Raw genomic sequence first — 21,002 nt, 5'->3', positions numbered from 1 at the left:
CGTCCGTTGTGACTCAGCTGATACGTCCCATTATTTCGGATTCATCGCGCATGTCCTCGGCTCACTCCGTTGGGTGATCTGCCGCGTACGCATAGTCCGTTCGGGCCATTCAAGATTGGGCCCGACGGGGGTGTTGCGCTGTGCCCACCTTCCGTAACGTCCTCAACTGGCAGCGGTGAATATGCCGCTGCCGCCGTGGGGGAGCCTCGATTCGGGAGAGGACGGCGCCGGCATGGGCTGGGTAACCGACTGGAGTGCGCAGGCAGCCTGCCGCACTACCGATCCGGACGAACTGTTTGTACAGGGTGCAGCGCAGAACAGGGCCAAGGCGGTGTGCACCGGTTGCCCGGTGCGGACCGAGTGCCTGGCCGATGCGCTCGACAATCGCGTCGAGTTCGGCGTGTGGGGCGGAATGACGGAACGGGAGCGGCGCGCACTCCTGCGCAGGCGCCCCACCGTCACCTCTTGGCACCGCCTCCTCGAAACCGCGCGCACCGAGTACGAGCGCAGCACGGGAATCCTGCCCGTGTGCGCGGAGGAGGAGTCGGCGTACGGCTACCGGCATTCCTTCGGAGACGAGGCGTACGCCGCAGCGGGCTGACGAGGTCGGAGGATCAGGCAGCTCCGGCCGGGGCCCCACCGGCCGCGAGCCGGTCCCCGATGATCCGCAGCCCTGCGAGGTCGTGCACATCGCCGGGCAGGGCGGCCACTTCGGCGACCGGGACCTCGGGGTGGAGTGCGGTGAAACGGTCGCGCGTCCGCTGTTCACGTGCGAGGACCTGCATGCGCTCGGCATGCAGCCGCAGCAGCCCGGCGGTCAGCCGCTCGACGGATTCCTGATCCGGGTCCACCTGATCCGGGTCTACAACCGCGTCCACCCGATCCGGGTCCGTGTCTGCGCGTGCACCAGCCGCGTCGGCGTGGGGAGAGGAATCGCTGGAGCCACGATCTCCAGCCTTCCCGGCCTCCTGATCGACAATGCGACGCTCGTCAAGATTTTCTGCAGGGATTTCTGCAAGGTGATCCGGATTGTTTTCCGCGTGATCCGGAAGGTCCGGGGCTTCCGCCGGATCCGGCAGTTCTTCGAGGCTCTCCGCCGCGGCGAGGGCGCGCTCGGCCGAGAGCCGGGACGCCGCACTGCCGTGCACGCGGTTGAGTACGAGCCCGGCCAGCGGCATGTCGTCGGCGGCGAGGCGCTCCACGAAGTACGCGGCCTCGCGCAGTGCGTCCCGCTCGGGCGCGGCGACGACGAGGAACGCGGTGCCCGGCGCCTGCAACAGCCGGTAGGTGGCATCCGCCCTGGTCCGGAACCCGCCGAACATCGTGTCCATGGCCGCCACGAAGGTCTGCACGTCGTGCAGGAAGGGCCCGCCGAGCAGCTTGCCCAGGGTGCCGGTCATCATCGACATGCCGACATTGAGGAACTTCATCCCGGCCCGGCCGCCCATTTTCGCGGGCGCCATGAGCAGCTTGATGAACTTGCCGTCGAGGAACGACCCGAGACGTTTCGGCGCGTCCAGGAAGTCGAGCGCGGAGCGCGACGGCGGGGTGTCGACCACGATCAGGTCCCACTCGTCCCGGGCCCGCAGCTGCCCCAGCTTCTCCATCGCCATGTACTCCTGCGTGCCCGCGAAGCCGGCCGACAGGGACTGGTAGAAGGGGTTCGTCAGGATCGCCTTGGCCCGGTCCGGATCCGCGTGCGCCTCGACGATCTCGTCGAACGTCCGCTTCATGTCGAGCATCATGGCGTGCAGTTCGCCGTCGCCCTCTATGTCCTTGACCCGGCGCGGGGTGTTGTCGAGCGAGTCGATCCCCATGGACTGGGCGAGCCTGCGGGCCGGGTCGATGGTGAGCACCACGACCTTCCGGCCGCGCTCGGCAGCCCGAACTCCCAGTGCGGCAGCGGTAGTTGTCTTGCCCACCCCGCCCGAGCCGCAGCACACGATGATGCGGGTACCCGGATCGTCCAGCAGCGGATCGATCGCCAGCGGCTCGGCCGCGTCCAAAGTCACTCACCCACCCCGAGCTTGCGCAGTTCCGTGGCCAGGCGGTAGAGCCCGGCCAGATCCATTCCCTCGCCGATCAGCGGCAGTTCGTACGTCGGCAGGCCCAACTGCCCGAGCATCGCCCGCTGTTCACGCTCCAGCTCCACCCGCTCGGCGTGCTCGGCGGCCTGCTCCAGGAGCGGCGTCACCAGCTTCGCCGAACCGGTGACTCCGGCCCGCGTCAGCGTCTTGGCGACCTCCTTGCGCCGGTCGCCCGTGACCCCGCGCACCGCCGCCTCGTCCAGGACGTGCGGCCGGACCATGTTCACGATGACGTTGCCCGCCGGCAGCTCGGCACCCCGCAGCTCGGCGATCCCGTCGACGGTCTCCTGTACGGGCATCTCCTCCAGCAGTGTCACCAAGTGCACCGCCGTTTCAGGGGACTTGAGGACCCGCATGACGGCCTGTGCCTGATTGTGTATCGGGCCGATCTTGGCGAGCCCGGCCACCTCGTCGTTCACGTTCAGGAAGCGCGTGATGCGCCCGGTGGGCGGCGCGTCCATCACGACGTAGTCGTACGCGTACCCCCCTTGCTTGTTCTTGCGGCGCACCGCCTCACAGGCCTTGCCGGTCAGGAGTACGTCGCGCACCCCCGGCGCGATGGTGGTCGCGAAGTCGATCGCGCCGAGCTTCTTCAGCGCCCGCCCCGCCCCGCCCAGCTTGTAGAACATCTGGAGGTAGTCGAGAAGTGCCCGCTCCGCGTCGATGGCCAGCGCGTACACCTCTCCGCCACCGGGCGCGACGGCGATCTTGCGTTCCTCGTACGGAAAGGCTTCCGTCTCGAAGAGCTGCGCGATGCCCTGTCTGCCCTCGACCTCGACGAGGAGCGTGCGCCTGCCCTCCGTCGCGAGGGCGAGCGCGAGTGCTGCGGCGACCGTGGTCTTGCCGGTACCGCCCTTGCCGCTGACGACCTGGAGCCTGCTCACATCGTCGAGCCTAACCAGTCCGCCCGCCGCTCACGCATGTGGTCCGCGTAAGGCGCCCGCGAGAGAGGGCGGCGGGCAGCGGCTACAGTCGGGCCCATGACCAAGTGGGAATACGCGACCGTGCCCCTTCTCGTGCACGCGACCAAGCAGATTCTGGACACCTGGGGCGAGGACGGCTGGGAGCTGGTCCAGGTCGTCCCCGGGCCGAACAACCCCGAGCAGCTCGTGGCCTACCTGAAGCGGGAGAAGCAGGCATGAGCGCCGTCGAAGCCAAGCTGGCCGAACTGGGCCTGACCCTCCCGTCGGTCGTACCGCCGCTCGCCGCGTACCAGCCCGCCGTGCAGTCCGGCGTGTACGTCTACACCGCCGGCCAGCTCCCCATGGTGGAGGGCAAGCTGCCCGTCACCGGCAAGGTCGGCGGCGAGGTCACCCCGGAGGAGGCCAAGGAACTGGCCGCCACCTGCGCCCTGAACGCGCTGGCCGCGGTCAAGTCCGTCGTAGGCGACCTGGACCGCATCGCGCGTGTCGTGAAGGTCGTCGGCTTCGTGGCCTCCGCCCCCGACTTCACCGGCCAGCCCGGTGTCATCAACGGCGCCAGCGAACTCCTCGGCGCCGTCCTCGGCGACAAGGGCGTGCACGCCCGCAGCGCGGTGGGCGTAGCGGTGCTGCCCCTGGACGCCCCGGTCGAGGTCGAGATCCAGGTGGAGCTCGTCGAGGCCTGACGTCCTCCTGCTGTTGTCGAGTGCTGATCTTCTATCGGCTGATCTCCTCTCGTCGAGGGCCGACCCCAAAGGGGCCGGCCCTTCGCCGTTTGACGGCTCACGGCGCATGGCTCACGGTGCGTGGCTGATGGCTGATGGCTGATGGCTGGCGGCTGTGCCACTGGCCGCCGTGCCGCTGACGGCTGGCTGCCGCCGACGGTTGACCGCTGTCAGCCAGTGCCGGCCGCTGTCAGCCAGTGCCGGCCGAGGTCGGGCGGTGGCCGGCCGCTGTCGGATCGCGGGTGCCCACTCGGGCGCGCCCGAGCGTGTCAAAGGGATGTCACCTACACGCACCCCCTCGAACATCCGCACGCCACCCCGTAGCATCCGCCCATGCCCAATGGTCAGTGGTACCCGCCGGAGTGGCCGGACCGCATTCGCGCCCTCGCCGCAGGCGAGCTCACCGCGGTCGAGCCGCGGCGGGCCGCCACCGTGATGCTGCTCCGGGACGGGGCGGCCGGCACGGACACCGGCCCCGCCGTCCACATGCTGCGCAGACGCACCTCCATGGCCTTCGCCGGAGGCGCTTACGCGTACCCGGGCGGCGGCGTGGACCCCCGCGACGCCGAGGACGCCCAGCTCGGCTGGGCAGGACCGCCGCGCGAGACCTGGGCCGAACGCCTCGGCACCGACCCCGCCTCCGCCCAGGCCATCGTCTGCGCCGCGGTGCGCGAGACCTACGAGGAGGCGGGCGTCCTCCTCGCGGGCCCCGACGCCACCACCGTCGTCGGCGACACCACCGGCGACGACTGGGAGGCCGACCGCCAGGCACTGGTGACCCGCGACCTCAGCTTCGCCGAGTTCCTGGACCGGCGCGGCCTCGTGCTCCGCTCCGATCTGCTCGGCGCCTGGGCGCGCTGGATCACCCCCGAATTCGAGCCCCGGCGGTACGACACCTGGTTCTTCGTCGCGGCGCTCCCCGAAGGGCAGGTCACCCGGAACGCCTCCACCGAGGCCGACCGCACCGTCTGGATCCACCCCGTCGAAGCCGCCGCCGGCTACGACAAGGGCGAGCTCCTGATGATGCCGCCGACCATTTCCACCCTGCGTGACCTCCTTCCGTACGCCACTGCCGCCGAAGCCCTCGTGGGCGCGGCCGAGCGCGATCTGACCCCGGTCCTCGCCCGGGCCCGTCTGACCGACACCGGGGAACTCGTCCTGAGCTGGCCTGGCCACGACGAGTTCACCAAGCACATCCCGGCCGGGGGCCGCCCCTCATGACCCCTGCCGCCGCCAACCCCATCGACCTTGCGCGGGACGGCCTCGCGAGGCGCGGTCGTCACACGCTGCCCCGGTCCGCGAGGCTTGCCCGGATGACCACCGAGTCCGCCACCCCTGGAGATGCCGTATGAGTGATGCCGCCGCTCTTCCCGGGCAGCCGCGCGGTGGGGTCCTTTCGGGCCGTGCGACCGACCGCGCGATCAACGTCCTCGCGCCCAACCCCTCCGCGATGACCCTGGACGGCACCAACACCTGGATCGTCGCCGAGCCCGACTCCGACCTGGCCGTCGTCATCGACCCCGGACCGCTCGACGACGCGCACCTCAACCACGTCATCGCCACGGCCGGGAAGGCGGGCAAGCGGGTCGCGCTGACTCTGCTCACCCATGGGCACCCCGACCACGCCGAGGGCGCGGCCCGTTTCGCGGAGCTGACCCGTACCCCCGTGCGCGCCCTGGACCCGGCCCTGCGCCTGGGGGACGAGGGCCTCGCCGCGGGCGATGTCATCACCACTGGTGGCCTGGAGATGAGGGTGGTGCCCACCCCGGGCCACACCGCTGACTCGCTCTGCTTCCATCTGCCCGCCGACCGGGCCGTCCTGACGGGCGACACGGTCCTCGGGCGCGGCACGACCGTCGTGGCCCACCCCGACGGCCGCCTGGGCGACTATCTCGACTCCCTTCGCAGGCTGCGTTCGCTGACAGTTGATGACGGTGTGCACACCGTGCTGCCGGGTCACGGCCCGGTGCTCGACGACGCGCAGGGCGCCGTCGAGTTCTATCTGGCCCACCGCGCCCACCGGCTGGCGCAGGTGGAGACGGCAGTGGAGAACGGCCACCTCACGGCGGCGGACGTGGTGGCCCTGGTCTACTCGGACGTCGACCGGTCGCTGTGGCCGGCCGCCGAGCTCTCGGTGCGCGCGCAGCTCGAATATCTGCGTGAGCACGGCCTTATTTGACGTTGCGTCAGGAGGGATGCTGGTTTAGCTGTGCATGAACTGGCGCTCCGTAGAGGAGGGTTGAGTGAGGGCGGTGCTCAACTCTCGTACGGGCGCGGCGCCTTGGCGCCATGGACCGTGAGGTATTCGGCGGCGAGCCACGGTCCGAGATTTTCGGTGTACATATCGAGAACGTTCCGGTCCGCGACCGGGTTCCCGGCCAGCACGGCAATTTCTCTCAACTGCCCGGCGCGCTCCGGGTAGTAGCGCCCGAAGATCTCCGCCTGCTCCGTCAGATCGCTGGTCCAGCCGCCGTGCTGCGGCATGACGAGTGTGAACGCGGTCCGCACGAGCTTGCGCGAGGCGCGGCGCATGAGCGACTGGAGTGCCGCGTCGTCGGCGGCCTCCGCGGCTTGCCGGCGCCAGCGGGGGAGGGCGTCGCCGAGGTCGCCGTTGGTCTCGCGGGCGAGCAGCGAGGTGGGCCGGTAGCGGGGCAGGTGTTCGGCGAGGTCGTCCCCGAGCAACGGGGTGCACAGGCAGGCCACGAACCAGCCGAGGTCGTACCGCTCAAGGCCGCTCAGCAGCACGTCCCGGCCGAACAGCAGGATCCCGGCCCCGTCGATCACCTCGAAACCGGCGTCCAGCTCGGACTCGATGGTCCGTGCCTCGGCTCGGTCGGCCTCCGTCGGGGACTCATGCAGCGCGAGCAGCACGTCCAGGTCGGACCGGCCCGCCCGCGCCGTGCCGCGCGGCACGGATCCGTACAGGTACGCACTGTGCAGCCGCCCGCCGAACCGGTGCGCCACCTGGTCGCGCAGGGCGGCGACGACGGCCCGGAACTCCGGCCGCACAAGGCCGAGCGACCCCTCGCGCTCGATGTATCCGTCTTTCCCGGCCATGCGCCCTTGTGCCCCCCCGTGTCCTTGCGTTCCGCTGCACGCGCGCGCCGCGACCGTACGCGCGGAGCACAGCAGTTACGCGCAGAGTAGACCGGGCCACTGACAGACGGGCCACCGACAGACGGCCGCTCGGTCCGTCCCCCGCCTGTGCGTTCGTGCCCTGTGGGGCCCATGTGCGGCCGCGGGGAAGTCGGCCCACGCGAAAGGGGCCGGTCTCGGATGGGACCGGCCCCTCAGGCGTACGAACAGAGGCGGTTGCGCAGGACGCGGCCGCGGACGGCGACGTTCAGCGCGAGCGCTTCGCCAGGCGCTCCACGTCCAGCAGGATGACCGCGCGGGCCTCCAGGCGCAGCCAGCCGCGCTGGGCGAAGTCGGCGAGCGCCTTGTTGACCGTCTCGCGGGAGGCGCCGACCAACTGGGCCAGCTCTTCCTGAGTCAGGTCGTGGACGACGTGGATGCCCTCCTCGGACTGCACGCCGAAGCGGCGCGACAGGTCGAGCAGTGCGCGGGCGACACGGCCCGGCACGTCGGAGAAGACCAGGTCGGACATCTGGTCGTTGGTCTTGCGCAGTCGGCGGGCGACGGCGCGGAGCAGCGCCGTGGCCACCTCCGGGCGGGCGTTCAGCCAGGGCTGAAGGTCGCCGTGGCCCAGGCCCAGCAGCTTGACCTCGGTCAGCGCGGTCGCGGTGGCGGTGCGCGGGCCCGGGTCGAAGAGGGACAGCTCGCCGATGAGCTCGCCGGGGCCGAGGACCGCCAGCATGTTCTCCCGGCCGTCGGGTGAGGTGCGGTGCAGCTTCACCTTGCCCTCGGTGACCACGTACAGGCGGTCGCCGGGGTCGCCCTCGTGGAAGAGGGTGTCGCCGCGGGCGAGCGTCACCTCACTCATCGAGGCGCGGAGCTCCGCGGCCTGCTCGTCATCGAGCGCCGCGAAGAGCGGGGCGCGCCGCAGAACGTCGTCCACGAATCTCTCCTTGTCGACCGGTATCAGGGGAGCCTGCTCCCCATTTTGCCGGACGGTCTAAACAGTGCGATCAATCACAAGGATGACGTACTGGAGTGCCGGACCGTGAGTCAGGGGGCCGATTGGGGCGCTGATTCGCTGTGGCCGGGGCGGATGTCGGTGCCGGGCTTTAGGCTGGCCGGGTGTCCAATTCGCCGGTGAGAGCGCAGGCCAGGGGGGCTGGAAGAGTGTCCGCAGACAATGATTCCGCTGTGGGCGAACAGCCCGCGTCCAGGGCGAAAGAGCCCGCGAAGAAGGCCGCGCGGGCTTCCGGAGCCGCCTCTTCCGCGCGCCCCGGCAAGACAGACGGCAAGACGGTCGGCAACACGGCAGAGCCGGCCGGGAAGGTCGCCCGAGTGAAACCCGCCGGCAAGGAGCCCGCCACGGTCAAGCCCGTCGTCAAGAAGGCCGCTGCCAAGAAGACGGCCTCCAAGGTGACGGCCGCCAAGGGCACGTCCGCCGGCGCGGTGCCTCCTGAGGAGGTGGCCTCCCCGGGCGCCCCTCAGGGGAAAGCCGCTTCGAAGGCCAAGAGCACGGCCACCTCCAAGCGCGCTCCCAAGGCCACCGGTACGGGCACCGCCACGGGCCGGCCCGTCGGAGCCAAGCCCGAGTCCCATCTCGCGATGGTCCGCCGGGCCCGCCGGATCAATCGCGAGCTCGCCGAGGTCTATCCGTACGCCCATCCCGAACTGGACTTCCGGAACCCCTTCGAGTTGCTCGTCGCGACCGTCCTGTCCGCGCAGACCACCGACCTCCGGGTCAACCAGACGACACCGGGCCTGTTCGCCGCGTACCCGACGCCCGAGGACCTTGCCGCGGCGAACCCCGAGGAGGTCGAGGCGATCATCCGGCCCACCGGGTTCTTCCGGGCCAAGACCAAGTCGATCATGGGGCTCGCCACCGCCCTCAGGGACGAGTTCGGCGGCGAGGTGCCGGGGCGACTGGAGGATCTGGTCAAGCTGCCCGGGGTCGGGCGCAAGACCGCAAATGTCGTGCTCGGCAACGCATTTGGGGTGCCGGGGATCACCGTCGACACCCACTTCGGCAGGCTGGTGCGCCGGTTCAAGTGGACCGAGCAGGACGATCCGGAGAAGGTCGAGGCGGAGATCTGCGCGATCTTCCCCAAGAGCGAGTGGACGATGCTCTCGCACCGGGTCGTCTTCCACGGCCGCCGCATCTGCCACGCCCGCAAACCCGCTTGCGGCGCCTGCCCGATCGCCCCGCTGTGTCCGTCGTACGGCGAAGGCGAGACCGACCCCGAGAAGGCGCGGAAGCTCCTCAAGTACGAGAAGGGCGGCCTGCCGGGCCAGCGGCTGAGCCCGCCGCCCGACTACCCGGGCCTGCCCGCGCCGCCGCTGGGAGCCGGCTGACGTCACCCGGAAGACGGACGCTGGAGCCGACCGGAACGAAAGCGACCGGCACAGGCGTTGTGGACGATGAATGACGGGGGTGCAGATGACGCACACGAGCGAGACGTACGACGGTGGTCTGAGCGCGACCGGAGATCTTGGCCGCACCGGCGGCCCGGTCGGCCGCCCGGACGCGGATCGGGCCCGCAGCGCCGGCCTGAGCGGCCGTATCGGCGGGCCCGGCCACGCCCAGGCGGCGAGTGGCGTGGGCGACCCGGCCGGGCCCGGCACTCCGCGCGCCATAGGCGACCCCACCAGAGACCCCGCCAAGGACGCGGCCAGGGCCCGGGCCACCGGCCACGCCGCCGTCGGCCACGCGGGCGCGGGGCGCGCCACCACAGGCCATGCGGCGCCCGGCGCCGATCCGCACGCCCGCCCCGGTACGAACGGCCTCGCCGTGACCAGCGAGGGCCTGCCCGGCTGGCTGGCGCCGGTCGCGCGGGCGGCCGAGGCCGTCGAGCCCGAGCAGATGAGCCGGTTCCTGCCGCCGGAGAGCGGCGACGGGCGGCAGTCCGCCGTGCTCGTCCTGTTCGGCGAGGGCCCGCGCGGCCCCGAGCTGCTCCTCATGGAGCGGGCCAGCCAGCTCCGTTCGCACGGCGGCCAGCCCTCCTTCCCGGGCGGCGCCCTCGACCCGGAGGACGGCGACCCGGCCACCACGGGCCCGCTGCGGGCCGCGCTGCGCGAGGCCGAGGAGGAGACCGGGCTCGACCCGGCCGGCGTCCAGCTCTTCGGCGTGCTGCCCCGGCTCTACATCCCGGTCAGCGGTTTCGTCGTGACGCCCGTGCTCGGCTGGTGGCGCGAGCCGACGCCGGTGCGGGCCGTCGACAGCGGCGAGACGGCCCGCGTCTTCACGGTGCCCGTGGCGGATCTCACGGACCCGGCCAACCGCGCGACCGCCGTCCACCCACGGGGCCACACAGGCCCGGCATTCCTGGTCGAATCGGCGCTGGTGTGGGGCTTCACGGCCGGTGTGATCGACCGGATCGTGCACTACGCGGGCTGGGAGCGCCCGTGGGACCGAGCCAAGCGGGTGCCGCTCGACTGGCACGCGTGACAGGCTGGGGCCCGTGAACGTGCTGGACATCCTGTTGCTGGTCGCCGCCGTGTGGTTCGCGATCGTCGGCTACCGCCAGGGCTTCGTCGTCGGCATCCTGTCGGTGATCGGGTTCCTCGGCGGTGGCCTCATCGCCGTGTACCTGCTCCCGGTCATCTGGGACCAGCTGACCAACGAGTCCCAGGTCTCGACGACAGCGGCCGTCGTCGCGGTCGTCATCGTGATCGTCTGCGCCTCCGTGGGCCAGGCCTTCACCACCCACCTCGGCAACAAGCTGCGCCGGTACATCACCTGGTCGCCCGCGAGAGCCCTGGACGCCACCGGCGGCGCCTTGGTGAACGTCGTGGCCATGCTGCTCGTCGCGTGGCTGATCGGTTCGGCGCTCGCCGGGACCGCGCTGCCGACGCTGGGCAAGGAGGTCCGCAGCTCCAAGATCCTCCTCGGGGTCTCCAACGTGATGCCCCAACAGGCATCCACCTGGTTCAGCGACTTCTCCTCGGTCCTCGCGCAGAACGGCTTCCCGCAGGTCTTCACGCCGTTCTCGAACGAGTCGATCACCGAGGTCCAGGCGCCCGACCCGAAGCTCGCGGGCAGCCCCGTCGCGGCGGCCGCCCAGAAGTCGATCGTCAAGGTCGTCGGCATGGCTCCGAGCTGCGGAAAGCGCCTCGAAGGCACTGGCTTCGTCTTCGCCGACCGGCGCGTCATGACCAACGCGCACGTGGTGGGCGGCGTGGACGAGCCGACCATCCAGATAGGCGGTCAGGGGCGTACGTACGACGCGAAGGTCGTGCTCTACGACTGGCGCCGCGACATCGCGGTCCTGGACGTGCCGGACCTGAAGGCGCCCCCGCTCCAGTTCACCTCCACCGACGCCCGCAGCGGCAACAGCGCGATCGTCGCGGGCTTCCCCGAGGACCATCCCTATGACGTCCGCTCCGCCCGCATCCGCGGCCGGATCAGCGCGAACGGGCCGGACATCTACCACCGCGGCACGGTCCGCCGCGATGTCTACTCGCTGTTCACCACGGTCCGCCCCGGCAACTCCGGCGGCCCGCTCCTGACCCCCGAGGGCAAGGTGTACGGGGTGGTCTTCGCGAAGTCGCTGGACGACCCGGACACCGGATACGCGCTGACCGCCGACGAGATCCAGGCCGACATCCAGCAGGGCCGCACGGCCAGTCAGCAGGTCGACAGCCAGCAGTGCGCCCTATGACCCCCTGACGAAAAGGCTCCGATGCGACTGACGATCCTCGGTGGCGGCGGCTTCCGCGTCCCCCTCGTGTACAGCGCCCTGCTGCGCGACCACGCGCCCGGGCGGGTCACCGAGGTGGTCCTGTACGACCTGGACGCGCCTCGGCTGCACGCCATCGGCCGGGTGCTCGCCGACCGGGCGTACGGGATCCAGGACGCGCCTCGGGTGCGCACCACCACCGACCTAGACGAGGCGCTGCGCGGCGCGGACTTCGTGTTCTCGGCGATCCGCGTCGGCGGCCTGGAGGGCCGGGCCGCCGACGAGCGGATCGCGCTCGCCGAGGGCGTCCTCGGCCAGGAGACGGTCGGCGCGGGCGGCATCGCCTACGGGCTGCGCACCGTTCCGGTCGCCGTCGAGATCGCCCGCCGGGTCGAGGCGGTCGCCCCCGATGCCTGGGTCATCAACTTCACCAATCCGGCGGGCCTGGTCACCGAGGCGATGGCCGAGCACCTCGGCGAGCGCGTCATCGGGATCTGCGACTCGCCGGTGGGTCTGGCCCGCCGGGTCGCCCGCACGATCGGCGCCGACCCGGACGCGCTGCGCCTGGACTACGCGGGCCTCAACCACCTGGGCTGGCTGCACGGCCTGTACGAGGGCGAGAAGAACGTTCTGCCGCGCCTGTTCGAGCAGGGCGACGAGGTGCTTACCTCGTTCGAGGAGGGCAAGCTGTTCGGCGCCGACTGGCTGCGCTCGCTGGGCTCCGTTCCGAACGAGTACCTGCACTACTACTACTTCAACCGCGAGGCGGTGACGGCCTACCAGCGGGCCGAGCAGACCCGCGGCGCCTTCCTCAAGGACCAGCAGGCACGTTTCTACGCCACGGCGGAGACCGTGCCCGACGCGTCGGTGTGGGCGGCCTGGGACCGCACCCGGGCCGAGCGCGAGGCCACGTACATGTCCGAGAACCGGGACGTGTCGGGGGTCGGCGAGCGCGCGGCCGACGACATGGAGTCCGGCGGGTACGAGAAGGTGGCGCTCGCCCTGATGCGGGCCATCGCGCGGGACGAGGCGGCGACGCTCATCCTGAACGTGCGCAACGGAGGGTCCCTGCGCGCGCTCGACGAGCGGGCCGTCATCGAGATCCCCTGCCGCATCGACGCGGCGGGCCCCCGCCCGCTGCCCGTGACGCAGCTGACGGGCCATGAGGCGGGCCTGGTCAGCGCGGTGAAGGCGGTCGAGCGGTGTGTCCTTGAGGCGGCCGCGAGCGGGTCGGCGCGGGCGGCGGTGAAGGCCTTCGCCCTGCACCCGCTGGTCGACTCCGTCCAGGTCGCCCGAAGGCTCCTGGACGGCTACCGAAGCGCCCATCCGGGCCTCGGCTACCTCAGGGCGGACTAGGTTCGCGTATGCCGCAGCCGGGCCGAGACCCAGCGGGCCCGGCGGCGCAGGATGCGCGGAATACCCACCTCCCGGGAATCGGAGGAGGGGTGTTCCAGCCCCTGCCCCTGCGGGCCGCCCCTCTCGTACGAGACCGGCCCTGCGGCCGTTCGGCGGTTCCGTGCTGCGTCACCGTAGTCGTGCGTCCAGCCCATACCCCGACGTGTGCCCGGGGCCCATGGTCGGTAACCGCGCCAGAGGGGGCCAATTGGCCTATGCGCCGGGCATTTGGCCGTTCGTCGGACAGCAGTTCCCACGCGGCCACCGGAACTCAGCGATCCGGTTCCGGATCCCTCAGCCAGTTGACCAGTTCGGTCGAGAACGCGACCGGGTCCTCCTCGTGCGGGAAGTGGCCCAGACCGTCGAACAGCCGCCAGCGGTACGGCGCTTCGACGTACTCGCCCGAGCCCGCCGCACTGCGGGTCCGCATCACCGGGTCGAGCGAACCGTGCAGGTGCAGCGTGGGCACCCGGACGGGCCGCTTCATCCTCCGGTTGAACTGGATGCCGTCGGGCCGGGCCATCGAGCGCACCATCCAGCGGTACGGCTCGATGGAGCAGTGCGCCGTGGACGGGATGCACATGGCGCGCCGGTAGGTCTCCACAGCCTCGTCCTCGGGCTGGCGCGGGCCGGACCAGTCCCGTACGAGCCGGCCGACCAAGGCTCCGTCGTCCGCGACCAGTTGACGCTCCGGCAGCCAGGGCCGCTGGAAGCCCCAGACGTAGGACCCGGCCGAGGTCTGCTTGAGGTCGGCGAGCATCGCCGAGCGCCAGCGGCGCGGATGCGGCATCGACGACACCACGAGCCGGCGCACCACCTTGGGGCGCATCACGGCCGCCGTCCACGCCAGATAGCCGCCCAGGTCGTGCCCGACCAGGGCCGCGTCGGGCTCGCCGAGGGACCGTACGACGCCGGTGATGTCGAGCGCGAGGTTGGCGGGGTCGTAGCCGCGCGGGGTGCGGTCGCTGCCGCCCACCCCGCGCAGGTCCATCGCGACCGCGCGGAAACCGGCGTCGGCAAGGGCGGTCAGCTGATGGCGCCAGGTCCACCAGAACTGCGGAAAGCCGTGGAGCAGCAACACCAGTGGCCCGTCGCCGAGTTCGGCGATGTGGAAGCGCGCACCATTGGCCGCCACGTCCCTATGGGTCCAGGGACCATCGATACGGACGGGGCTGCCGGTGCCGCCAGGGCTTCCGGTACCGGGATCGGGTGCGGTCATGCAGACGAGCGTGCCACAGAGGCGGAGGTCTCCGTGACCGCGTCCTGGACGGTCGCCGGGCGCGGGTGCGGCTTCACGCCCTGCAGGGCCGCGGCCGTCTGCTTGGCCGAGGCGATGGACTTCTCCGGCGGCTTGACCTTCTTGAACTTGGCCACGGCGATCAGCGCGAGCAGCGCCGCGAGCACCACGAACGCGCCGCCGACGATCAGGAACGACCAGGCGAGTCCGAGCCCCAGGTTGTGGATGCCGTACGCCGCCGCGAAGCTGAAGACCGGCAGCGCGAACAGCACGAGCACACCAGCTGCAGTGATGGCGATGCCGCCGATCGCCCCGCGCTTGACGTCCTGGCGCAGCTCGGCCTTGGCCAGCGCGATCTCGTCGTGCACCAGCGCGGACATCTCGGCGGTCGCGGAGGCGACCAGCTGGCCGAGGCTGCGCTCGGCGCTGCCGGCGTTGTGGCTGGGGTCGCTCATCGCTGACTCCCTCATCTCTTCTCGGATACCGACGGGTCGTACAGGTCCAACAGGTCCGTTGTCAGATCATGCCGGACTGTCGCCGTCGTCGTGCCCCGCCCCCGCCAGTTGCGCCAGCCTGCGGTGCTCGGCCGCCTTGTTCTCGTAGATCGTGGCCATCCGCAGGTGGTACTCCGGCTTGTCCAGTTCGTACATGTCGGGGATGCCGTCCTGGTCGTCGTCCCGCTCCTCGTCCTCGACGAGCGCCTTGTACCTGCGTACCCGCATCTTGAGCAGGACGGAGGCGAGGACGGCGGCTATCAGCGAGCCCACGAGGACGGCTGCCTTGACCTCGTCGGTCAGGTGGCCCTGGCCGGCGAAGGCGAGTTCGCCGATGAGCAGCGAGACCGTGAAGCCGATGCCGGCGAGCGAGGCGACGGCGAAGACGTCGGCCCAGGCCAGGTCGTCGTTGAGCTCGGCCTTGGTGAACCGGGCGGCCAGCCAGGTGCCGCCGAAGATGCCGAGGGCCTTGCCGACGACCAGGCCGAGCACGACGCCGAGCGTCTCGGGCCGGGTGAAGACGTCGGCCAGGGTGCCGCCGCTGATGCCCACACCGGCCGAGAACAGCGCGAAGAGCGGCACCGCGAGCCCGGCCGAAACAGGGCGCATCAGGTGCTCGATGTGCTCGCCGGGGGAGTGCTCCTCGCCCTCGGTGCGGTGGCAGCGCAGCATCAGGCCCATCGCGACGCCTGCGATGGTGGCGTGGACGCCGCTGTTGTACATCAGCCCCCAGATGACGAGCGCGAGCGGGATGTAGATGTACCAGCCCCTTACGCCCTTCCTGAGCAGCAGCCAGAAGACGGCGAGCCCGACCACGGCGCCGCCCAGGGCCGCGAAGTTGATGCTGTTGGTGAAGAAGACCGCGATGATCAGGATCGCGAACAGGTCGTCGACGACGGCGAGCGTGAGCAGGAAGGCGCGGAGCGCGGAGGGCAGCGAGGTGCCGATGACCGCGAGCACGGCCAGGGCGAACGCGATGTCCGTAGCGGTCGGCACGGCCCAGCCGTCAAGGGATCCGTTGCCAGAAATGTTGACCAGTGCGTAGACGAGCGCGGGGACGGCCATGCCGCAGACGGCCGCGATCACGGGCAGCGCGGCCGCCTTGGGGTCGCGCAGTTCTCCGGCGACGAGTTCACGTTTGAGCTCGATACCGGCGACAAAGAAGAAGATGGCGAGCAGCCCGTCGGCCGCCCAGTGCTGTATCGAGAGGTCGAGCCCCAGGGCGCCGATTCCCAGATGGAAACCTCGGACCGACTCGTAACTCGAACCCAGGGTGTTCGCCCAGATCAGCGCGGCGATCGCGGCCACGAGCAGCAGGACGCCGCCGACGGTCTCGGCACGCAGCGCCTCGGCGACGAAGTTGCGCTCGGGCAGGGAGAGGCGGCCGAGGAACTTGCGCTTGCTGGGGGTGGGTATGGCCACGAGGGCGACCTCCGGTCGGTTCGGCGGGCATGACTGAGCACGTTGCCGACCAGACTTCCCGGCGCACCTGACCTTCTTGTCGCGCCATTGACGCTTTCCTTACTTTACCTAACTTTATGGAGTGGTGCGTGCGGCGGGGTGAATCCGGTGATCATCACTTTAGGGGCATATGGGTCACAAGGCGCGCGAAAAGGGCCCGGCCGCCTCCCCGGCCGGGCCCTTCAGCGCTGGTCCGCCGCTCAGTCCTCGTTGGCCGCGCTCGGCAGCTTGTTCTGGATCAGCGCCATGACCGAGGAGTCGGTCAGCGTCGTGACGTCGCCCAGCTCACGGTTCTCGGCGACGTCGCGAAGGAGTCGGCGCATGATCTTGCCCGAACGGGTCTTGGGCAGCTCCGCGACCGGCAGGACGCGCTTGGGCTTGGCGATCGGGCCGAGCGCCGAGCCGACGTGTGCCCGCAGCTCCTCGACCAGGCCGTCGGTCTCGGCGGCGGTGCCGCGCAGGATCACGAAGGCCACGATGGCCTGCCCGGTCGTCTCGTCGGCGGCGCCGACCACGGCCGCCTCGGCGACCGAAGGGTGCGAGACGAGGGCCGACTCGACCTCGGTCGTCGAGATGTTGTGGCCGGAGACGAGCATGACGTCGTCGACGCGGCCGAGCAGCCAGATGTCGCCGTCGTCGTCCTTCTTGGCGCCGTCACCCGCGAAGTACCGGCCCTCGAAGCGCGACCAGTACGTGTCGATGAACCGCTGGTCGTCGCCCCAGATGGTGCGCAGCATGGAGGGCCACGGCTCGGTCAGGACGAGGTAGCCGCCCCCGCCGTTCGGGACCTCGTTGGCCTCGTCGTCGACCACGGTCGCGGCGATGCCGGGCAGCGCCCGCTGGGCCGAACCCGGCTTGGTCTCGGTGACCCCGGGCAGCGGCGAGATCATCATCGCGCCGGTCTCGGTCTGCCACCAGGTGTCCACGATCGGGCACTTGTCGGCGCCGATGTGCTTGCGGTACCACATCCACGCCTCGGGGTTGATCGGCTCGCCGACCGACCCCAGGACCCGCAGACTGCTCAGGTCGAACTTGGCGGGGATGTCGTCGCCCCACTTCATGAACGTACGGATCGCGGTCGGCGCGGTGTAGAGGATGGTCACGCCGTACTTCTGCACGATCTCCCAGAACCGCCCCTGGTGCGGGGTGTCCGGGGTGCCCTCGTACATGACCTGGGTCGCGCCGTTGGCGAGCGGCCCGTAGACGATGTACGAGTGCCCGGTGACCCAGCCGATGTCGGCGGTGCACCAGTAGACGTCGCTCTCGGGCTTCAGGTCGAACACCGCGTGGTGGGTGTACGCGGCCTGCGTGAGGTAGCCGCCGGAGGTGTGCAGGATGCCCTTGGGCTTACCCGTCGTACCCGAGGTGTACAGGATGAACAGCGGGTGCTCGGCGTCAAAGGCGGTGGGCGTGTGCTCCACGGACTGGCGGGCGACAATGTCGTCCCACCACACATCGCGGCCCTCGGTGAATGCGGTGTCCTGGCCCGTGCGGCGTACCACCAGCACATGCTCGACCTGCGGGCACTTGGCGACGGCCTCGTCGATGGCGGGCTTCAGGGCGGACGGCTTGCCGCGCCGGTAGCCGCCGTCGGCGGTGATGACGAGCTTGGCGTCGGCGTCCTGGATGCGGGAGGCGACGGCGTCGGCCGAGAAGCCGCCGAAGACCACGGAGTGCGCGGCACCGACCCGGGCGCAGGCGAGCATCGCGACGGCCGCCTCCGGGATCATCGGCAGGTACACCGCGACCCGGTCCCCGGCCTGGACACCCAGTTCCGTAAGGGCGTTGGCGGCCCTTGACACCTCGTCCTTGAGCTCGGCATAGGTGAGGGAGCGGCTGTCGCCGGGCTCGCCCTCGAAGTGGATGGCGACGCGGTCGCCGTGCCCGGCCTCGACATGGCGGTCGACGCAGTTGTACGCGACGTTCAGCTTGCCGTCGGCGAACCACTTCGCGAAGGGCGGGTTCGACCAGTCGAGGGTCTCGGTCGGCTCGGTGGCCCAGGTCAGGCGCCGGGCCTGCTCGGCCCAGAAGCCCAGCCTGTCCGCCTCGGCCCGCTCGTACGCCTCCGCCGTCACGTTGGCGTTCGCGGCCAGCTCGGAGGGTGGCGCGAACCGCCGCTCCTCCTTGAGCAGGTTGGCCAGGCTTTCGTTGCTCACGACATCTCCCTTTCCCAGGGCGTCCTATGTGCCTATGTGTCCCGGGCCATAGCTCATCAGGCCAAAGGCCGGGTGACAAGAGCTTCCAGGGAATTGGTTTAGACCTGTAGGCCTCGCTGGGCATCGGCGCGGCACGCGTACGGCCTCTCCTGCGGCGGCGGGAGGCCGGTCAGGAGAGGCCGTACGTCCTTGAGGAGGCGGCAGGTTCAGGCGTGCGTGTCCTCCAGGAGGTTGACGCCGACGCCCTCGAAGACTTCCGCGTGGTCGTCCGGGGCGAGCAGATACGCCTGCGCCTCGCCGACGTGGAAGTACATGCCGTGCAGGGCGAGGGTGCCGGCCGCCAGCGCGCGGGCCACCGATTCGTGCCGGCGCAGATGGTCCAACTGCTGGACGACATTGGTCAGACAGAGCTGTTCCACGGCGTCGGCGGGCAGCCGCCCGGCGATCCGGGCCCAGGAGTGCCGCCGGCTCGCCATCCGCTCCACGCTCGGCCTGCCGTACCGCAGCCAGCGGTGCAGCGGCGTCGTCGGCGCCCCGGGCCCGGTGTTGAGCAGCGCCTGCATGGCGCCGCAGCCGGAGTGCCCGCACACGGTGATCGACTGGACCCGGAGGATGTCCACGGCGTACTCGATGGCCGCCGCGACCGAGTCGTCGGCGCCTTCCGCGCCCGGCGGCGGCACCAGGTTGCCGATGTTGCGCACGGTGAACAGATCGCCCGGACCGCTGGAGGTGATCATGCTGGTGACGAGGCGGGAGTCCGCGCAGGTGATGAAGAGCTGCTGCGGCCGCTGGCCCTCGCGGGCGAGCCGGGCCAGCTCGTCGCGCACCAGGGGTGCGGTGTTGCGCTGGAACGAGCTGAGCCCGCTGGCCAGTTGGTGCCCGTGGGTGCGCTGTGGCGGCTGATCGTGGCAGTGGTGGTTGTGCCACGGCGTCCAGGGGCGACAGCAGGTGTGCGCGGCGGAGACGGGCTCGGCGATCCTGCCGCCGGCGCGCCCGGTGACGCGTACGGTCCCGCCGCGCGCGTGGTGCGCGGCCTGCCAGCTCTGCAGCGCCTCGAAGGCGGCGTGGTCCATGAACGACCCGTCCAACTCCACGATGGCGTCGGCCCCTTGGGGGACATGGCCGAGCGCCCGGGTCAGCCGGGGCACGGCGAGGAACGTCAACTGGCCGCGGGCGCGCACCAGATACGTGCCGTCGGCCTCCTCCTGGGCGGTGATCCGGGTACGGGCCAGTCGGTGCAGTGCGACGGCCACGGCCACCGCGATCCCCAGGACCACCCCTTGCAGCACGCCCAGAACGAGCACTCCGCCGACGGAAGCCACGTAAACCAGGAATTCGCGGTGTTTGTGGACGTTGCGGATGTGCGCGAAGTTGACCATCTGGATGCCGACCATCATGACGAGCGCGGCCAGCGCGGCCAGCGGGATCCACTCCAGTACGGACACGAGCAGCCCGGCCGCGAGCAGCACCCACACGCCGTGCAGCACGGTCGAGGCGCGGCCGGTCGCGCCCGCCCGGACGTTGGCGCTGCCCCGCACCGCGCCGCCCGAGACGGGCATCCCGCCGAGCAGCCCGGAGACGGCGTTGGCGATGCCCTGGCCGCGCAGCTCGCGGTCGAGGTCGGCGCGCGCCGGGGCCGTGGTGCCCGGCCGTTCGGACGCCAGCCGGTCCACGGCGACCGAGGAGAGCAGCGACTCCAGGCTGGCGACCAGCGTCACGGTGAGCACGGCGGCGGCGAGCCCGAGCACCGGTCCGTGCGGCAGCTCGGGCAGCACGTGCGTGCCCCAGGAGGGCAGGTCGACCCGGGCGATGTGCGGCGCGGCGAGCGCGGCCACGCCGGTGGCGACCACCACGCAGGCGAGCGCGGCGGGGATCCGGCGCAGGGCTTTTCCGATCCGCCCGGGAACGCGTGTCCACAGCAGGAGTACAGCGATGGTCAGCGCGCCGATGAGGGGCGCTGCGGGGCCGACCTGGGCCAACTGCTCGGGCAGTGCAAGGGCGTTGTCCACTACCGAGCTCTGCGGGGAGCCGCCGAGGACGATGTGGAGCTGGGCGAGCGCGATGGCGGCCCCGATGCCGGCGAGGGTGCCGTGCACGATGGCGGGGCTGACCGCGAGGGCGGAGCGGGCCGTCTTCAGTGAGCCCAGGGCGACTTGGAGCAGGCCCGCGCACACGGTGATGGCGCAGCTGGTGCGCCAGCCGTATGTCTGGATCAACTCTGCGGACACCACGGTCAGTCCGGCGGACGGCCCGCTGACGAGCAGGGGCGAGCCGCCGAGCAGCCCGGCGACGATGCCGCCGACGCCGGCCGCGATGAGGCCGGCCTCCAGCGGCGCGTCGATGGCGACGGCGAGGCCGAGTGACATCGGGACGGCGAGCAGGAAGACGGTGATGGACGCCGACAGGTCGGCGCCCTTGATCTGGAAGCGGTGGCGCCGGGGCCCGTCTCCGGAGGGAGGCGGCTGGTGCGGTCGCCGGATGCGAGGCGTGCGAGCTGGGGTCTTGGCGCGAGTGGGTACGCAAGCAGGCATGTTCCCGTCTCCTCCGGGGCAGCGCGGTCGCGGAACGTGGGGTCGCGGCCGTGGGTCACGGCAGTGCAGCGGCGGGATTCTCAACTCTCGGTAAACGAATCGTAATGCAGAGTAAAGCTGCTTACTCCTCATTTAGGGCAAATGGCCCAATGATTCATTCTCAAGGGTGAATAATCTGGTTTTCGTACGGCTTGTCGTTCCTTCGGTCCTCGGTCTGCGTGCGACTTTTGCGGCGCCGTGACGGC

The 21,002-nt window shown here is 70.9% G+C and carries 19 protein-coding genes; 9 read left to right on the top strand and 10 right to left on the bottom strand.

The features are described 5' to 3' along the window. The first annotated feature begins 232 nt into the window (after window positions 1–232). The gene (locus ADK54_RS25920) at window positions 233–601 is read left to right on the top strand and encodes a WhiB family transcriptional regulator (protein ID WP_053728123.1); all 369 of its coding nucleotides are present in this window, start codon (window positions 233–235) and stop codon (window positions 599–601) included. Window positions 602–614: 13 nt separating this feature from the next. On the opposite strand, the gene ADK54_RS25915 is transcribed toward ADK54_RS25920, so the two are convergent. Further along, on the bottom strand, window positions 615–2,012 hold the full coding sequence (locus tag ADK54_RS25915) for an ArsA family ATPase (protein WP_053728122.1): 1,398 nt from the start codon (window positions 2,010–2,012) through the stop codon (window positions 615–617). Then, window positions 2,009–2,971, bottom strand: coding sequence for an ArsA-related P-loop ATPase (locus ADK54_RS25910; protein WP_053728121.1), 963 nt, complete (start codon window positions 2,969–2,971; stop codon window positions 2,009–2,011). The genes ADK54_RS25915 and ADK54_RS25910 overlap by 4 nt, the downstream gene beginning before the upstream one ends. A 96-nt stretch (window positions 2,972–3,067) precedes the next feature. Here ADK54_RS25910 and ADK54_RS45075 point away from each other — a divergent pair, with 96 nt between their 5' ends. The 4 genes from ADK54_RS45075 to ADK54_RS25895 all read left to right on the top strand — a co-directional run bounded on the left by ADK54_RS45075 (window position 3,068) and on the right by ADK54_RS25895 (window position 5,911). Next, window positions 3,068–3,229, top strand: coding sequence for a DUF4177 domain-containing protein (locus ADK54_RS45075; RefSeq protein ID WP_003975360.1), 162 nt, complete (start codon window positions 3,068–3,070; stop codon window positions 3,227–3,229). Further along, window positions 3,226–3,693, top strand: coding sequence for a RidA family protein (locus ADK54_RS25905; protein ID WP_053728120.1), 468 nt, complete (start codon window positions 3,226–3,228; stop codon window positions 3,691–3,693). Before ADK54_RS45075 ends, ADK54_RS25905 begins: the two co-directional genes overlap by 4 nt. 372 nt (window positions 3,694–4,065) lie before the next feature. After that, complete coding sequence (locus ADK54_RS25900; protein WP_053728119.1) at window positions 4,066–4,953, top strand: NUDIX hydrolase; 888 nt, start codon at window positions 4,066–4,068, stop codon at window positions 4,951–4,953. 127 nt (window positions 4,954–5,080) lie between these two features. Further along, window positions 5,081–5,911: an MBL fold metallo-hydrolase gene (locus ADK54_RS25895; protein ID WP_053728118.1), complete on the top strand. Its 831-nt coding sequence runs from the start codon at window positions 5,081–5,083 to the stop codon at window positions 5,909–5,911. Between the two features lie 77 nt (window positions 5,912–5,988). Here ADK54_RS25895 and ADK54_RS25890 read toward each other — a convergent pair whose 3' ends face one another. Further along, the gene (locus tag ADK54_RS25890; protein WP_053728117.1) at window positions 5,989–6,789 is read right to left on the bottom strand and encodes a nucleotidyltransferase domain-containing protein; all 801 of its coding nucleotides are present in this window, start codon (window positions 6,787–6,789) and stop codon (window positions 5,989–5,991) included. A 286-nt stretch (window positions 6,790–7,075) separates the two neighbouring features. Next, the gene (locus ADK54_RS25885) at window positions 7,076–7,750 is read right to left on the bottom strand and encodes a Crp/Fnr family transcriptional regulator (protein WP_053728116.1); all 675 of its coding nucleotides are present in this window, start codon (window positions 7,748–7,750) and stop codon (window positions 7,076–7,078) included. Window positions 7,751–8,256: 506 nt separating this feature from the next. On the opposite strand from ADK54_RS25885, the gene nth reads away from it, so the two are divergent. The 4 genes from nth (at window position 8,257) to ADK54_RS25865 (ending at window position 12,839) form a co-directional block, all read left to right on the top strand. Next, window positions 8,257–9,159, top strand: coding sequence for an endonuclease III (gene nth, locus ADK54_RS25880; protein ID WP_078966627.1), 903 nt, complete (start codon window positions 8,257–8,259; stop codon window positions 9,157–9,159). Between the two features lie 436 nt (window positions 9,160–9,595). After that, window positions 9,596–10,252: an NUDIX hydrolase gene (locus ADK54_RS25875; RefSeq protein WP_053728141.1), complete on the top strand. Its 657-nt coding sequence runs from the start codon at window positions 9,596–9,598 to the stop codon at window positions 10,250–10,252. Window positions 10,253–10,265: 13 nt separating this feature from the next. After that, window positions 10,266–11,465: a MarP family serine protease gene (locus ADK54_RS25870; protein ID WP_053728115.1), complete on the top strand. Its 1,200-nt coding sequence runs from the start codon at window positions 10,266–10,268 to the stop codon at window positions 11,463–11,465. Window positions 11,466–11,486: 21 nt separating this feature from the next. Beyond that, complete coding sequence (locus ADK54_RS25865) at window positions 11,487–12,839, top strand: 6-phospho-beta-glucosidase (protein ID WP_053728114.1); 1,353 nt, start codon at window positions 11,487–11,489, stop codon at window positions 12,837–12,839. On the opposite strand, the gene ADK54_RS47695 is transcribed toward ADK54_RS25865, so the two are convergent. From ADK54_RS47695 to ADK54_RS25840, 6 genes are all read right to left on the bottom strand, one after another. Then, window positions 12,836–13,033 (bottom strand): hypothetical protein, encoded by a 198-nt coding sequence (locus tag ADK54_RS47695; RefSeq protein WP_078966621.1) that lies wholly within the window; start codon window positions 13,031–13,033, stop codon window positions 12,836–12,838. The genes ADK54_RS25865 and ADK54_RS47695 overlap by 4 nt on opposite strands. A 116-nt stretch (window positions 13,034–13,149) precedes the next feature. Then, on the bottom strand, window positions 13,150–14,097 hold the full coding sequence (locus tag ADK54_RS25860) for an alpha/beta fold hydrolase (protein WP_053728113.1): 948 nt from the start codon (window positions 14,095–14,097) through the stop codon (window positions 13,150–13,152). Continuing rightward, window positions 14,094–14,570 carry a phage holin family protein gene (locus ADK54_RS25855; RefSeq protein WP_053728112.1) on the bottom strand — a complete coding sequence of 159 codons (477 nt, stop codon included), beginning with the start codon at window positions 14,568–14,570 and terminating at the stop codon, window positions 14,094–14,096. The genes ADK54_RS25860 and ADK54_RS25855 overlap by 4 nt, the downstream gene beginning before the upstream one ends. 66 nt (window positions 14,571–14,636) lie before the next feature. Next, complete coding sequence (gene nhaA / locus ADK54_RS25850; protein ID WP_053728111.1) at window positions 14,637–16,031, bottom strand: Na+/H+ antiporter NhaA; 1,395 nt, start codon at window positions 16,029–16,031, stop codon at window positions 14,637–14,639. A 239-nt stretch (window positions 16,032–16,270) separates the two neighbouring features. Next, a complete protein-coding gene (acs, locus tag ADK54_RS25845; RefSeq protein ID WP_053728110.1) occupies window positions 16,271–18,226 on the bottom strand; it encodes an acetate--CoA ligase in 1,956 nt (651 codons plus the stop codon). A 206-nt stretch (window positions 18,227–18,432) separates the two neighbouring features. Beyond that, window positions 18,433–20,757 (bottom strand): bifunctional SulP family inorganic anion transporter/carbonic anhydrase, encoded by a 2,325-nt coding sequence (locus ADK54_RS25840; protein ID WP_053728109.1) that lies wholly within the window; start codon window positions 20,755–20,757, stop codon window positions 18,433–18,435. Window positions 20,758–21,002 lie beyond the last annotated feature (245 nt).

The sequence above is a fragment of the Streptomyces sp. WM6378 genome (assembly GCF_001279695.1).
Taxonomy (GTDB): domain Bacteria; phylum Actinomycetota; class Actinomycetes; order Streptomycetales; family Streptomycetaceae; genus Streptomyces.
The sequence above is the reverse complement of the archived record's forward strand: the minus strand, read 5'-3'. Positions and strand labels throughout refer to the sequence as shown.

Bases quoted from the DNA above. Each gene is read 5' to 3' on its own strand.
- ADK54_RS25900 (WP_053728119.1), top strand. From the start codon at position 4,066: ATGCCCAATGGTCAGTGGTACCCGCCGGAGTGGCCGGACCGCATTCGC.
- ADK54_RS45075 (WP_003975360.1), top strand. From the start codon at position 3,068: ATGACCAAGTGGGAATACGCGACCGTGCCCCTTCTCGTGCACGCGACC.
- ADK54_RS25855 (WP_053728112.1), bottom strand. From the start codon at position 14,570: ATGAGCGACCCCAGCCACAACGCCGGCAGCGCCGAGCGCAGCCTCGGC.
- ADK54_RS25905 (WP_053728120.1), top strand. From the start codon at position 3,226: ATGAGCGCCGTCGAAGCCAAGCTGGCCGAACTGGGCCTGACCCTCCCG.
- ADK54_RS25920 (WP_053728123.1), top strand. From the start codon at position 233: ATGGGCTGGGTAACCGACTGGAGTGCGCAGGCAGCCTGCCGCACTACC.
- ADK54_RS25890 (WP_053728117.1), bottom strand. From the start codon at position 6,789: ATGGCCGGGAAAGACGGATACATCGAGCGCGAGGGGTCGCTCGGCCTT.
- ADK54_RS25860 (WP_053728113.1), bottom strand. From the start codon at position 14,097: ATGACCGCACCCGATCCCGGTACCGGAAGCCCTGGCGGCACCGGCAGC.
- ADK54_RS25840 (WP_053728109.1), bottom strand. From the start codon at position 20,757: ATGCCTGCTTGCGTACCCACTCGCGCCAAGACCCCAGCTCGCACGCCT.
- ADK54_RS25895 (WP_053728118.1), top strand. From the start codon at position 5,081: ATGAGTGATGCCGCCGCTCTTCCCGGGCAGCCGCGCGGTGGGGTCCTT.
- ADK54_RS47695 (WP_078966621.1), bottom strand. From the start codon at position 13,033: ATGGGCTGGACGCACGACTACGGTGACGCAGCACGGAACCGCCGAACG.
- ADK54_RS25865 (WP_053728114.1), top strand. From the start codon at position 11,487: ATGCGACTGACGATCCTCGGTGGCGGCGGCTTCCGCGTCCCCCTCGTG.